The sequence below is a fragment of the Haloleucobacter albus genome, assembly GCF_052492075.1.
The window spans coordinates 235288-249092 of the sequence record NZ_JBQWAS010000028.1; the positions used below are offsets into that span (position 1 = coordinate 235288).

Here is a 13805-nt window from a genome sequence, read left to right on the forward strand (position 1 = left end):
CCGGCCGCTCAAGCCAGATACGTGCCCGCAGGCACCGCATGGCCCCGCAGGAACACATCTGCCGCCATGGGCTGTTTGCCGGCCATCTGCAACTCCACCAGCCGCACCGCGCCCGAGCCACAGGCGATGGTCAAACCATCATCCAGTGCCTCACCCGGCGCGCCGGAACCTGCAGCTAACGTGGAGCGCAGCACCTTCACCCGCTTTTCCTGTGGGCCGAAAGGAAACCATGCGCCCGGAAAGGGCGACAAGCCGCGAATATGGTCATGCACCTCCTGAGCGGGGCGCGACCAGTCGATCCGGGTTTCGGCCTTGGTAATCTTGGCCGCATAGGCCACGCCCTCATCCGGCTGAGGGGTCAGCGCCAGGCCACCGCGCTCCAGCGCCGACAAAGCGCGCACCATCAGGTCCGCCCCCAGCACCATCATGCGGTCATGCAATTCACCGGCGGTCATATCCGGCGTGATGGCGATGCGCTCGACAAGACCGACAGGGCCGGTATCCAGCCCCTCTTCCATGCGCATCACGGCCACACCCGTCTCTGCATCACCGGCCATGATGGCACGTTGAATGGGGGCCGCCCCACGCCAGCGCGGCAGCAGGGAGCCATGCAGATTGAGACAGCCCCGCTGGGGCGCCTGAAGAATCGACAAGGGCAGAATCATGCCATAGGCCACCACCACAGCGGCGTCTGCATCATGGGCGCGGAACTCTTCCGCCGCCTCTTCCGTGCGCAGGGTGGAGGGTGTGAGCACCTTCAGCCCAAACCGCTCGGCCACACGATGCACTGGTGAGGGCACCAGCTCCAGCCCGCGCCGGCCGGCCGGAGCCGGCGCACGGGTATAGACAGCCACAACCTCGTGACCCTGTCCCACGATTTCAGTCAGGGTGGGGACAGCGAAATCCGGCGTCCCCATGAAGACGATGCGCATGAAAGCCCCTACGCGAGAGAGGAGAAGAGCGGCAGAAGATCAATGAAGGCCGGGCTCAGAGCACCGCTTCGCGCCGCGCCATCTTGGTGAATTTTTTCACCACCCTGTCCCGCTTCAGCTTGGAAAGGTGATCAATGAACAGAACGCCGTTCAGATGGTCGATCTCATGCTGCACGCAGGTGGCGAACAGGCCATCCGCCTCCACCTCGCGCACCGCACCCTCCACATCCTGAAACCGCACGGTAATACGGGCCGGACGCTCCACATCCTCATAATAATCGGGAATGGAGAGGCAACCTTCCTTGTAGAAGGAGGTCTCCTCGGATTCGGCGATGATCTCGGGGTTGATGAGCGCCACCGGCTGCTTACCCTCCCCCTCACGCGCAATATCAATGGTGATGACGCGCTTCTGCTCTCCCACCTGAATGGCGGCAAGGCCGATGCCCGGCGCCTCATACATGGTGTCGAACATGTCTTCCACCAGCTTGCGGACTTCGGAATCGATCTTGCCAACAGGCTCGGAAAGGGTCCGCAGCTTGGGCTCGGGAATGATGAGAATGGGTCGGGTGCTCATGATGAAGCAGATTTAGGGGAAAGACAGCGCCCGGTCAATGTGTTCGCGCTTTGTTCGGAACAACGAATCGTGCAAACAGGGGGCATGTCTGATGTGCTCTTCACCATGGCCGGGCATGGCTTCTCCTCGGGCGAGATGCTCGCGCTGGCCGGGCTTGGTCTTGCGGCTGTTCTCGGGTTTGCCCTGTGGCGACAGGGCCGCGCGCGGGCCGATGCCGCGCTGGAAATGGCCTTGCGTGCTCAGGAGGCGGATCAGCGCATGCGTGATCTTGCCCGCATCCAGCATGAAACGGCCGGCCGGGTGCAGAGCATGGCCGAGGTGCTTTCCCAGCGTCAGAGCGAGCTGGCCCGCGTGGTGGCGGAGCGGCTGGATGACACCTCCCACCGGCTCGGGCAAACCATGGCGAACGCCTCCCACGCCACCCATGAAAGCCTGACCCGCATCGCCGAGCGGCTGGTGATGGTAGAGGCGGCGGAACGCTCCTTGTCCGATCTTTCCACCCAGGTGCTGAGCCTGCGGGAAACGCTGGCCAACAAGCAGGCGCGCGGCGCTTTCGGGCAAGCGCGCATGGAGGCCATCATTTCAGACGGCCTGCCGAAAACCGCCTTCGCCTTCCAGTATACACTCTCCAATGGACGCCGGCCGGATTGCGTCATCTTCCTGCCAGGGGATTCACGCCCGCTGGTGATTGATGCGAAATTCCCTCTGGAATCCATCACCCAGTTTCGCGAGGCGCGCAACGCCGAGGCCCGCAAAGCCGCCGCCACCCGCCTGCGCAATGATCTGATGAAACATGTGAATGATGTCTCCCAGCGCTATCTTCTGGCTGGGGAAACGCAGGATATCGCCCTCATCTTCGTACCTTCGGAATCCGTCTATGCCGATATTCAGGAGCATATGGACACCGTGGTGCAGGCGGCCTTCCGCGCGCGGGTGGTGCTGGTTTCCCCCACCCTGCTGATGCTGGCGGTGCAGCTTGTGCAGGCCATTTCCCGCGATGCCCGCATGCGTGAGGAGGCTGACCGCATTCGGGCAGAAGTGGGGGCGCTGGTGGGTGATGTGGCGCGCCTGCGCGAGCGGGTGAGCGACCTTTCCCGCCATTTCGGGCAGGCCGGCGATGATCTCGCCAAACTCACCATTTCCGCTGACAAGATCTCCCGCCGCGGTGCACGTCTGGAGCAACTGGAATTTGGCGACAGCGCCCCTGCCCACGCGCCAGATAAAAGCTGAAAGCCCTCAAAGGCCCTTTTTCAACCGCCTCACAGCCCCGCTTCACCCCAAATCCCGGAGAAGGCAGGGCCCATGTTTCAAGAAAACGCATCTTGCATCATCGCCACAGCGGGTTAAATCTGAAGATACTGCGGACTTTCGCAGCCCTTTCCGCCTGAGGCGAAGCAAAGATTCAGACCATGCCAGAACTGCCCGAGGTGGAAACTGTCCGCCGAGGCCTTATGCCCGTGCTTCAAGGCACAGTGATTGAAAGCGTGGAGGTACGCCGGCCGGATCTGCGCTGGCCCCTGCCCGAAAATTTCAGCGAGAGACTGACCGGACGCCGGATTGAAGCTCTCGGCCGACGCGCCAAATATCTGCTGGCCGATATGAGCGATGGCGAGGTGATGATTGTTCATCTCGGCATGTCCGGCTCCATCCGTGTGGAAGGTCTTTCGCAGGACAGCATGTCCGGGAAAGGTCTCGTGGTGGCGCGACCAGGGCTTTTCCATCATCCGCGCAGTGAAGACCGCCCCCACGACCATGTGGTGTTCCACCTCTCCAATGGCGCGACCCTGATCTTCAATGATCCGCGCCGCTTCGGCGCCATCCTCATGGTGCCGTACGACCGGCTGGATTCCCTGCCCCTGCTACAGAATCTCGGGCCGGAGCCATTGGGCAACAGCTTCAATGCCGCGTATCTCGCGCGCGCCTGCGCAGGCAAGAGAGCTTCCCTGAAGGCCACCCTGCTGGATCAGAAAATCGTGGCTGGCCTTGGTAATATCTATGTGTGCGAGGCGCTGCATCGCGCAGGTCTCTCCCCACGCCGCGCCGCGCATACGCTGGCCACCCGCGCGAAAGAACCCACACGTCGGGCGGAGGTGCTCGTCCGCTCCATCCGCGATGTGCTGCGCGACGCCATTCTCGCCGGCGGCTCCTCCCTGCGCGACCATCGGCAGGTTGATGGGCAGTTGGGTTATTTCCAGCACAGTTTTCGGGTGTATGACCGCGAGAACCAACCCTGCCCCACCCGCCATTGCGGCGGCACCGTGCAGCGGATCATCCAGAATGGGCGCTCTACCTTCTTTTGTCCGAAATGTCAGAGATGACTGTTTTTCAATGCCCTAGATAAAATCCGGGTGCTTCTTCCCTCTTTGAAGCGCCACTCTTCCACAGTTATCAACATCCCTTTCGGAACAAATCCGCAGAGACGATTGACAGTTCCGCGCCGACTTCGTATTCATCGCCACCTCGGAACGGCGCAGCGCCGAACCGGGGCCCAGGTGGCGGAATTGGTAGACGCGCTGGCTTCAGGTGCCAGTGGCCTAACGGCCGTGGAGGTTCGAGTCCTCTCCTGGGCACCAACCCTTTTTCAAGGATTGGTGCCATTTTAGCTTCAAGAGATCTCTGTTCGCATGTCCCGTCTTGTAATCACGCAAGAAGGTGGGACAGTAAATTGCTTGAACGCCAGCCTTCCCCCTTCCGCAGCTTGTTTGCTCTACGGATTTGATGTGGCGCTTTCACCCGCAACGTCCCATCCCCGCAAAAGCCATGACCTGACAAACGACGACTTCATTCTCCGCCATGTTGGCCGAAATATTGTCGCCCAACATGCGATACTCCAGACCATCTCCACCTTTGCCTCCGCCGCAGAGCTTATTGCCAAAGGCATGCACCGAACCAAAAGAGCAACCCCACCGACACCGCCGGGCTGCCTCGATTTTCGGAGATGTGACGTGCAACTCTTGGCCATGCGTCTCTCCCCAATCCCCCCGTAACCGCACGAGGTCGGATTGCACGCGATGCGCCAATCTTTGATACATATCAATAAAATATGACGCACCCGCCCACCACTATAAGGCGCCCTGATAGCCACTCCATCGTGATGCCGCGTCGCACCAAAAACGGGCTGGTGATATCAACCCACTCCCATCCGCACGCCATGGCAACCAAGCGAGATGAGTGACTGGCACACATCCGTTACCCCTCCATAAACGGCTTCATCCGGCGCATGCGCACGGGGCTGACCATAAAGCCATCCGTTTCAAAGCTGCCACGCCCGCGCACCGGAATACGCGCCGCAAGCCAGCAACGGGTCGGCAACAGGGGGCAAGTGGCCAGCTTGCGCAGGGCCTGTGCATCATCCGGCAAATTCATCAGGCGCTCGCGAATATCCACAACCGCAGCCGGGGATAGGCCATGAGTGATGAAAACCAGCCGGCCACGCATGTCAAAGCGCCCCTTGTCTGCCGGCCACATCGGCAGGCGCAGAGGCGGATAGGCGGTTTCCTCCACACACTGCACCACCACAGGCCCGGCAAGGCCTGCCACATTCATCAGTCCCTTCACACGCATGAGTCCTGCGCCATATTCGGCCAGAACCTGCCCCATGGTCACAGCGAAGCCACGCCATGGCACCGCCTGCCCGAAATGCAGGGTGAAGCTGGATACATCCGCCCCATGCGCCTGGGGCGCTCCACGCCCCGGATGAGCCTGCCCATCAAGTGCCGGCTCATCATGAGCACGGCCCTCCGCGACAGCCTCATCCTCATGCTGCCCCAGCCATGAGGACATGCTCTGCGCCATCTGGGCAGATTCTTCGCCGGCCATATACACTCCCGCACCTGTCACCAGCCCAGTATCCACTTCACCATGAGACACCAGCGTGCAGCGGGCTGCCGGGTTCAGCGCACCCAACCGGGAATGCAACTCTTCCAGCGCCCCACGATCCGCCAAATCCGATTTGGTGATGAAGATACGATCGGCCAGGGCCACCTGCCGGCGCGCCTCGCTGTGTCGGTCCAGTTGCGCCGCGCCATGGCTGGCATCAATCAGGGTCACTATGCCATCGCAACGGAAACGAGCACTTACGAAACGCTCTTCCATCAGTGTCGCCACCACCGGCACCGGATCGGCCACCCCCGTGGTTTCGATGATGACGCGCTGCACATCATCCAGTTGTCGCCGCGAGAGACGTTCATGCAGATCTCTTAGCGCGGCGACCAGATCCCCCCTCATGGCGCAGCACACACAGCCGGATTCCAGCAACACCATGCTCTCACCCAAGTTTTCAACCAGATGATGATCTATGCCCACGGCACCGAACTCGTTGATGAGAACAGCGGTGTTCCGGAAATCCGGGCTTTTCACCAGAGCATTGAGCAATGTGGTTTTGCCCGCCCCCAGAAAGCCGGTGAGAAGAGTGACGGGGATGCGCCCATCAGATGACGCGTGCTGCGCAGAAATGGTCATGTTGTCCTCCCGGTCGCGTGTCTTGAGGGGGACTTCTGCCCGCACGCGCCGGAGCGTTCCCAGCAATGGCCGTGCCAGCACAAACATGAACCGCAGGATCATGGACCATAGGCATCGCGACCATGCGCCCTGCGACAGGCGTTTGATTTCCGGTCGTCCGTCCGTTTGATAACCGGACATTTCCGGCCGGCGCCCCACTTTTGTTCCGCAACGGCACATTAAGACAATATATTGCCATTTCTGCCATCAAGCCTTTTTCCCGCACATTCTTTGCGCTTGGCACAAACAATGCTTGGATGCTTAATCCTGGAAATGACAGGGCAATGCCCGCCAAGAGGCATTCTGCTGCAACGATTTTCAAGGTCCGGCGAGACAGCGGCCAAAGAGCCGCTCCGGCGGGCGCCCCACATCTGCACATGCAATTGTGGGCGGGGGAGGAAAACATGCCTTTTCAAAGGCCCGGCCAAAAATTCTCGGTCCCCGAGAATGACGACAAGATCATGGTCTCATGGGAACGCTTTCTGGATGGCGACCCTGAGGACACCGACGCCCTGCGCCGGCTGGTGGACGATTCCTGGCGCAGATGTCTGGATGCCAGCGTGGATCCGCGCCGCCACGGGGCCCCGCCCCCCATGCGCGAGGAATCTCTCCACACTCTGCGCGATGCCTGCGCCGAACTCCTAGAAGCCAGCGCCCCGGTGATGGCTTCCGCGCGTGAGTTTCTGTCGGAGACCGGCACCATGATGGTGCTGACCAACGAAACCGGCGTCATCCTCAATCAAGAGGGCGATAATCGCGTACGGCAGGCAGCCGAGAATGTGCATCTTCTCTCCGGCGCAACATGGAGCGAGGATGCCTGTGGCACCAACGCCATCGGCACGGCACTGGCCGTGGGTCAGCCGGTTCAGATCCACTCTTCCGAACATTTCTGCTCCGGCATCAAGCTGTGGTCCTGCTCGGCCAATGTCGTGCGCGATCCGTTCGATGGTGCCATTCTCGGCGTGGTGGACGTCTCCGGCCTGTCAGAAACCTTCAGCCGGCATACGCTGGCGCTGGTGGTGGCCACGGCCGGGCGCATCGAGAACCGTCTGGCGCATCTGGAGCTGGATAATCGCCTGCGCCTGCTGGAAAAGTGTATGGATCAGCTTTCCACATCCAGCTCTGACGGGCTGATCGTGTTTGACCGGCGCGGGCAGGCCATCAAGGCCAACAGCATGGCACCGGATATTCTAGCAGGTCTGGCGCGCCGGCATGAAGATATGCCCCAGGCCAATGCCCATGGCTCGGGGCTGGACCATCTGCGCCTGCCCTGGAAACGCGGCAATATCCTGCCAGAGCGCATGCCCGCATGGGCGAAGCCGGAATGGTTCACCCCGGTGGTGAAGGATGGCACGGTATTGGGGTTCACCCTGCATCTTCCAGCTGTCGGAAATCGTAGCCCGGCTATCACGCCGCTACGCCCGGGCAAGATCGCCCCCCAAGCCGCACCGACGAGGGATACCACCCCCGCATCCCCGGCTGACGCGAACCCATTCGCCCATGTGGTAGGCACGTCTCCGGTGCTACAGCAGGCCATCAGCCGCGCCCGGCAACTGGCGCGCAGCAAGGCTCCTGTGCTGCTGCTGGGAGAAACCGGCGTGGGTAAGGATGTGTTCGCCCAAGCCCTTCATGCCGCAAGCGCCGGAGCGGCCGGTCCCTTCATCGCTATCAATTGTGGCGGCTTCGCCCGTGAGCTGCTCTCCAGCGAGCTGTTCGGCTATGCGGAAGGCGCGTTCACCGGCGCACGGCGCGGCGGCATGATGGGTAAGATCGAAGCGGCGGATGGCGGTACACTGTTCCTCGACGAGATCGGTGAAATGCCGAAGGATCTTCAGCCGCATTTCCTGCGCGTGCTGGAATCCGGTGAAGTCTATCGCATCGGCGAAACACGCCCGCGCCGGGTGAATTTCCGCCTTATCGCCGCCACCAACCGCGATTTGCGCGAGGAAATCCGCGTCGGCACCTTTCGTATGGATCTGTTCTATCGCGTGGCCGTCACCAGCATCGCCATTCCGCCGCTGCGGGAGCGGCTGGAGGATCTGCCACGCCTGTGCGATCACCTCATCCACCTTCTGGCCCAGCGGCAAGGTGTGTCGGCGCGCCCGCTTTCCCCCGGCACGCTGGCACAATTCATGGCCTATGGCTGGCCCGGCAATATCCGCGAACTGCGCAACACTCTGGAAAGCATGCTGCTGCTGAGCGAAGGGCCGGAGCTGGATGAAAGCACCCTGCCGGATGACTTGCGGACGATGAACGCGAACGCCGTCGTTTTTCCGGACCATCCGCAAGCCACGCCCGGCCGAACCCACATGCCGGTGCAGGGCGAAGACGCCACTTCCGGCCTCACCGGCATGGAAAGCGCCGAGCGCATTGCCCTTGTGCGTGCCATGCAGATGCACAAGGGCAATGTCACGGCCGTGGCCCGCGCGCTCGGTATCGCCAAGAGCACGGTCTATGTGAAACTGCGACGCTACAACCTTCACGGCGTGGTGCATGACATGCGCCGACATGGCGGGCTGACTACGAACTGAATGCAGAAACCTTCCGGCCCCGCCCTTAAAAAGGCGAACCGGCACGCCATTTGCACTGTCAAACTGGCTTTCGTTTCCCCCGAAAGACCTCCTCCAGCGCCGCCGATACTTTCGGCGGCGTTTTTTTTATTCTCCACCTGGCAGGAAGACAGCGTCCACAGCCATCAGGCAGAACAGGTTACGAACCGGCTCGCGTCGCACAATGAAGAACGCCGCGTCGCACAATCCAGGACGAAAATCGAACACCTGACCGCAAAGCAGACACCAAAATATATCCATGTATAGGACATATGTTCCCAAAAACACTCAAACATTAGATGCCACAACGAAAATATAAAAACCCGACATCTTCCCCGCACTTGGCACACCCCTTGCGACACTCTCCAAATCCCGCCCCCGAACGGGAGACACCGCACGCCACACCGTGACGGATAAGAAAAGGGAGGAGAGTTTCCATATGTCGTTGCAGATCAACATAGACAATGGCGGCACGCTGACAGACATCTGCATCATGGCGGGCGAAGAGGTCAAGAAAACCAAGGTTCTGACCACCCCCTATGATCTCAGCAAATGCTTCTTTGAAGGCCTCACCAAGGCCTCTGACGTGCTTTATGGCGCCCCCGATGTGAAGCGCCTGCTGGAAGAAGTGGAACTGATCCGCTACTCCACCACTCAGGGCACCAACGCCATCTGCGAGCGCAAGGGACCGCGCCTCGGCCTCATCGTGGATGCCGCCGCCGAAGACCTGCCCAGCCGCTTGGCCGCACATGATGCCGACGTGTTCGAAGCTCTGGTGGGCGACCGTATCGTGCTTCTCGACACAGCCAACGTCACCGGTGACAGCGCCGATGTGGATGTGGTGAAGGCGATCAACCAGCTCACTGCTGCGGGCGCCAATCGCCTGGTGGTGAGCTTTGCAGGCGATGATTTCCGCGAGATTGAAAACCGCTTCCGCCTCATTGCGTTACGCAAGTACCCCCGTCATCTCCTGGGCGCGGTGCCGATCCTCTACGGCTCCGATATCACCAGCGATACGGATGCCGAGCGTCGCACCTGGACGGCCCTCATCAATTCCTTCCTCCATCCGTCCATGGAGGCATTTCTCTTCAATGCGGAAAACCGCCTGCGCGATTTCCGCACCAAGAACCCCCTGCTGATCTTCCGCAATGATGGCGATGCCTCACGCGTGGCCAAGACCATTGCCATCAAGACCTATTCTTCCGGCCCGCGTGGCGGCATGGAAGGCGTAAAGGCCTTCTCCCGCAAATATGGCTTCACCGATAGCGTCTCCATCGATGTGGGCGGCACCACTACCGATATCGGCCAGTATGCCAATGATACGGTTGCGGAAATTCGCCGGGGGCATGTGGAAGGCATCTCCGTCTCCTTCCCGCTGTGTGAAATTCTCAGTGCGGGTGCGGGTGGCAGCTCAGTCTTCAAGGTGGTGGACGGGCGCGTCGCCATCGGTCCGGAAAGCGTGGGCGCGGTGCCCGGCCCAGCCTGCTTCGGGCGCGGTGGCCAGCAGGCCACCATTACTGACGCCAGCCTGCTGATCGGCCTGTTAGACCCCACCTCCTATTTCGGCGGCGGCATGACGCTGGATGAGGCCCGCTCCGCAGCCGCAGTGGAAAGCCATGTGGCCAAGCCGCTGGGGGTTGATCTCGATACCGCCCTGATGCGCATGGAATTTGCCTATGAGGAGAAGATCGCCGCCGAGCTGCGCCGCTTCACCACTATCTCTGATGATACGGTGATGCTGGCCTTTGGCGGCGCAGGCCCGCTCAATGCCTGCGGCGTGGCGGAAAAAGCGGGCATCCGCCGGGTAGCCATTCCGCAGATGGCGGCAGTCTTTTCGGCCTATGGCATTGGCGCATGTGATATTTCCCAGCGCTACGCCGTAGCTCTGGAGGATCTTTCTCCCGCCACCATCACTGCCACCCTGGCCGATCTGAAGGTGAAGGCCGCACGCGACATGTTCGCGGAAGGCTGCGCGGATGGCAACTATATGCTGGATGCCCGCCTTGTGGCCGATTTCGGCGACAGCAAGATCGAGAGCGTCTCGCTCGATACGGGCACTGCCGCCCCCGACAGCTTCCGCAATGCGAAGGCTGTGGAACTGGAGCTGAAGGCCGTGAAGGCCTTGCGTGAAGGTGGGGAAGGCCAGGGGCATTTCACCCCCACCGCCAAAGCCAAAACACACAGCCACCGCAATGTGCTGATCCGCGATCATGGTCGCATCGACGTGCCGGTCTACCGTCTCGCCGATATGACGGAAGGCGCATATGCCAGCGGCCCGGCCATTCTGGAAGAAGACTTCTTCACCTGCCGCGTGCCCGAAGGCTGGCAGTTTGTCACCAGCGCGGCCGGCGACATCCTGCTGACCCAGGACTGATCCGTCCCGGCACACCGGGAACATGACACCCAGAAAAAAACAGCGCTGCCGCATCGGCCCACAGGCCCGGCCGTTCAGCGCGCGCCAAGGAGAAAAGACCCATGAAAGTCGCCATGACAGAATATCTACGCCTGGATCTGGATGCGGAGAAATGGGAATGCCGCGTGTGTGACCACGAGATCGGGGATGCCAACCGCAACTACAAGGAAGGCCTTCTCGTTCACGATCGCAATCCGCAGGACATCCATCCGCCGATCATCAACCCCAACACGTATCGCTACAGCTTCGCGCCGGACCCGGAATGGGTGCGCATTCTGGAATATTGCTGCCCCAAATGCGGCACCCAGATGGAAGTGGAATATGCCACCCCCGGCCATCCTCCGCTGTATGACATGCAGCCGGATCTGGATGCCATGCGCGCCCAATGGGCCGCACGCGGTGAAGCTGCCGTCCCCTATGCCGGCCCGTCCGTGGCGCGCGATGAGGGCCACAGCCACTGACCCCACCCACAACACGCCTCCCGAAGCCGGTTCACCGGCTTCGTTCCCGGTGCTGCGGGCTCACGCCGACCGACAGCACCGGAAAAGACACATCTGAAAAAAGGCGCGCCCGCCAAGGCGCATACCCCTCTGGGAGGACATATGAAACGCGTTTCCGTTGATATTGGTGGCACCTTCACCGACTGCTTCGTGGTGTGGAATAACCAGTATATCGAGACCAAGGCCCTCACCACGCACCACAATCTCGCCATGGGCTTCAATGAGGCGCTGGGCAAGGCCTGCAAGGTGCTGGATGTGCAACTGGAGCAGATCCTCGATGAGGTCGACTCCGTGCGCTACGCGACCACGCTGGGCACCAATGCGTTGATCGAGCACAAAGGCCCGCGCATCGGCATGCTGGTGACGGCCGGCTATGAGGCCACCGTACCGCTGAGCCGTGCCCGCGGCTATGGTGAGGGCCTCGACATTCTCGGCCAGCAGGATCTGCCCAATGCCCAGCGCCCCGCCCCTCTGGTGGACGCCCACATGATCCGCGGCGTGCGCGAGCGGCTGGATTTCGAAGGCAAGCTGGTGATGCCGCTGGATGAGGAGGATGTGCGCACGCAGATCCGCGAGCTCGTCAATCGCGGAGCACAGATCATCGTGGTGGCGCTGGTGAACTCAGTGGTGAACCCCCAGCACGAGCAGCGCATCGAGGAAATCCTGCTGGAGGAATATCCCTCCCATCTGCTCGGCGCGATCCCGGTCATCCTGTCGCATCAGGTGGCGGGGCGGAAGGGCGAATATGTGCGCGCCACCTCGGCCATTGTGGACGGGTATCTGCATTCCACGATGTATCATGCGTTGGCGGCGCTGGAGCAAAATCTGCGCGCCCATCAGTATGAGAAACCCATGCTGGTGATCCACAATTCCGGCGGCATGGCGCAACTCAATTCCACCGATGCACTTCAGACCATCCATTCCGGCCCGGTTTCCGGTATTGGCGCGTCCGAGCATCTGGCCCTGATGACGGATCTCGGCAATGTGGTGGCCACCGATATGGGCGGCACCAGCTATGATATCGGCATCGTAGTGGAAGGCGGGGTGAAGCATTATGACTTCAACCCGGTGATCGACCGCTGGCTGGTTTCGGTGCCCATGGTGCACCTTGTCACGCTGGGGTCCGGCGGCGGCTCCATCGCCTCTTTCGACCGCATGTACAATACGGTGAAATGCGGCCCGGAAAGCGCCGGCTCCGATCCCGGACCGGCCTGCTATGATCGTGGCGGCATGCGCCCCACCGTGACCGACGCCGATCTGCTGCTCGGCTATCTCGACGCCAAGAACTATGCCGGCGGCTCAATTCCGCTGAACCCGCGCCGTGCCAAATCTGCCATCGAAGACACGCTGTGCGATGAACTCGATTGCTCGGTGACCGAAGCCGCCCTGCTCATCCGCGAAAAGGTGGATGACAACATGGCCAACGGCCTGTTCACTGAACTGCGCGCCCGAGGGTATGACCCCAAGAACTTCACCATGCTGGCCTATGGTGGCAACGGCCCGCTGCATTGCTGCGGCATCGCCCAGAACCTGAATATCGACCGGATTCTGGCTCCGCCGCTGTCCTCTGTGTTTTCGGCTGTGGGCGCGGGCAATCTGCATCAGCTCCACATCCATGAGCAGTCGCTCTACATGGTGCTTTATGACTCCAACACCCGTGCGCTCTATAATGACTATGACCGCTTCAACGGCATTGTCGCTGATCTGAAGGAACGCGGAACGCAGGATCTGCTGCGCCAGGGCGTGCCCCCTGACGACATCCGTCACCGGCTGGAGCTGGACATGCGCTATGGCAACCAGCTGGTACAGACCACGGCTGTCATCTCCCATCATGACGTGCAGGGCCCGGCGGATGTTTTGTCCATCATCTCCCAGTTCTCGGAAGATTATGGCAAGCGCTTCGGCGAGGGCTCCCAGGCGCCTGAAGCCGGTATCCGCATCAACACCATTCGTGTTGCCGCCTATGTCGAGCATGAGACGGTGCGCTTTGAAAACATCAAGCCGGCTCCGGAAGAACAGCGCCTCGCGCCACCTGTCGCCGCCTCCACCCGCATCTGCCACTTTGTAGGCCAGAGCGGGCCGGTGGAAACCCCGGTGTGGGCCCGCAGCGATTTCAAGCCCGGCATGAGCGTGGCCGGCCCGGCCATCATTGCCTCCGAGGTTACGACCTTCCTGGTGAATCCGGGCTGGACCTTCGTGGCCGCCAACCAGGGGGCATCCTGGTTCCTGCGCGAAAAGCCGGACGTCACCCACTGACGATACACCCTCCCGCGCCCAGTGCGGGAGGAGCGACACCGGAAAGAGGCCCTTGGCGGCCACACACCTCATAAATCAGCA

General features: G+C 61.4%; 9 protein-coding genes and 1 tRNA gene. 7 read left to right on the forward strand and 3 right to left on the reverse strand.

From position 1 onward, the window contains the following. Window positions 1-8 precede the first annotated feature (8 nt). Window positions 9-932, reverse strand: coding sequence for a methionyl-tRNA formyltransferase (gene fmt / locus ACT6QH_RS11060; protein WP_444974885.1), 924 nt, complete (start codon window positions 930-932; stop codon window positions 9-11). Window positions 933-987: 55 nt separating this feature from the next. Next, a complete protein-coding gene (def, locus tag ACT6QH_RS11065; protein WP_444974886.1) occupies window positions 988-1506 on the reverse strand; it encodes a peptide deformylase in 519 nt (172 codons plus the stop codon). Window positions 1507-1590: 84 nt separating this feature from the next. On the opposite strand from def, the gene ACT6QH_RS11070 reads away from it, so the two are divergent. From ACT6QH_RS11070 to ACT6QH_RS11080, 3 genes are all read left to right on the forward strand, one after another. Beyond that, window positions 1591-2736, forward strand: coding sequence for a DNA recombination protein RmuC (locus ACT6QH_RS11070; RefSeq protein WP_444974887.1), 1146 nt, complete (start codon window positions 1591-1593; stop codon window positions 2734-2736). Between the two features lie 179 nt (window positions 2737-2915). After that, a complete protein-coding gene (mutM, locus tag ACT6QH_RS11075) occupies window positions 2916-3824 on the forward strand; it encodes a bifunctional DNA-formamidopyrimidine glycosylase/DNA-(apurinic or apyrimidinic site) lyase (RefSeq protein WP_444974888.1) in 909 nt (302 codons plus the stop codon). Between the two features lie 168 nt (window positions 3825-3992). Next, window positions 3993-4079, forward strand: a tRNA-Leu gene (locus tag ACT6QH_RS11080). Between the two features lie 616 nt (window positions 4080-4695). Here the strand turns inward: ACT6QH_RS11080 and ACT6QH_RS11085 are convergent. Beyond that, window positions 4696-5967 carry a CobW family GTP-binding protein gene (locus ACT6QH_RS11085; RefSeq protein ID WP_444974889.1) on the reverse strand — a complete coding sequence of 424 codons (1272 nt, stop codon included), beginning with the start codon at window positions 5965-5967 and terminating at the stop codon, window positions 4696-4698. 443 nt (window positions 5968-6410) lie between these two features. On the opposite strand from ACT6QH_RS11085, the gene ACT6QH_RS11090 reads away from it, so the two are divergent. The 4 genes from ACT6QH_RS11090 to ACT6QH_RS11105 all read left to right on the forward strand — a co-directional run bounded on the left by ACT6QH_RS11090 (window position 6411) and on the right by ACT6QH_RS11105 (window position 13724). Continuing rightward, window positions 6411-8537, forward strand: a complete 2127-nt coding sequence (locus tag ACT6QH_RS11090) for a sigma-54-dependent Fis family transcriptional regulator (protein ID WP_444974890.1) — start codon at window positions 6411-6413, stop codon at window positions 8535-8537. A gap of 457 nt (window positions 8538-8994) precedes the next feature. Then, window positions 8995-10929 (forward strand): hydantoinase/oxoprolinase family protein, encoded by a 1935-nt coding sequence (locus tag ACT6QH_RS11095; protein WP_444974891.1) that lies wholly within the window; start codon window positions 8995-8997, stop codon window positions 10927-10929. Between the two features lie 101 nt (window positions 10930-11030). After that, window positions 11031-11429: an acetone carboxylase subunit gamma gene (locus ACT6QH_RS11100; RefSeq protein WP_444974892.1), complete on the forward strand. Its 399-nt coding sequence runs from the start codon at window positions 11031-11033 to the stop codon at window positions 11427-11429. Window positions 11430-11570: 141 nt separating this feature from the next. Beyond that, the gene (locus tag ACT6QH_RS11105) at window positions 11571-13724 is read left to right on the forward strand and encodes a hydantoinase/oxoprolinase family protein (RefSeq protein WP_444974893.1); all 2154 of its coding nucleotides are present in this window, start codon (window positions 11571-11573) and stop codon (window positions 13722-13724) included. The last annotated feature ends 81 nt before the right edge of the window (window positions 13725-13805 follow it).

Bases quoted from the DNA above. Each gene is read 5' to 3' on its own strand.
- fmt (WP_444974885.1), bottom strand. From the start codon at position 932: ATGCGCATCGTCTTCATGGGGACGCCGGATTTCGCTGTCCCCACCCTG.
- def (WP_444974886.1), bottom strand. From the start codon at position 1,506: ATGAGCACCCGACCCATTCTCATCATTCCCGAGCCCAAGCTGCGGACC.
- ACT6QH_RS11070 (WP_444974887.1), top strand. From the start codon at position 1,591: ATGTCTGATGTGCTCTTCACCATGGCCGGGCATGGCTTCTCCTCGGGC.
- mutM (WP_444974888.1), top strand. From the start codon at position 2,916: ATGCCAGAACTGCCCGAGGTGGAAACTGTCCGCCGAGGCCTTATGCCC.
- ACT6QH_RS11085 (WP_444974889.1), bottom strand. From the start codon at position 5,967: ATGACCATTTCTGCGCAGCACGCGTCATCTGATGGGCGCATCCCCGTC.
- ACT6QH_RS11090 (WP_444974890.1), top strand. From the start codon at position 6,411: ATGCCTTTTCAAAGGCCCGGCCAAAAATTCTCGGTCCCCGAGAATGAC.
- ACT6QH_RS11095 (WP_444974891.1), top strand. From the start codon at position 8,995: ATGTCGTTGCAGATCAACATAGACAATGGCGGCACGCTGACAGACATC.
- ACT6QH_RS11100 (WP_444974892.1), top strand. From the start codon at position 11,031: ATGAAAGTCGCCATGACAGAATATCTACGCCTGGATCTGGATGCGGAG.
- ACT6QH_RS11105 (WP_444974893.1), top strand. From the start codon at position 11,571: ATGAAACGCGTTTCCGTTGATATTGGTGGCACCTTCACCGACTGCTTC.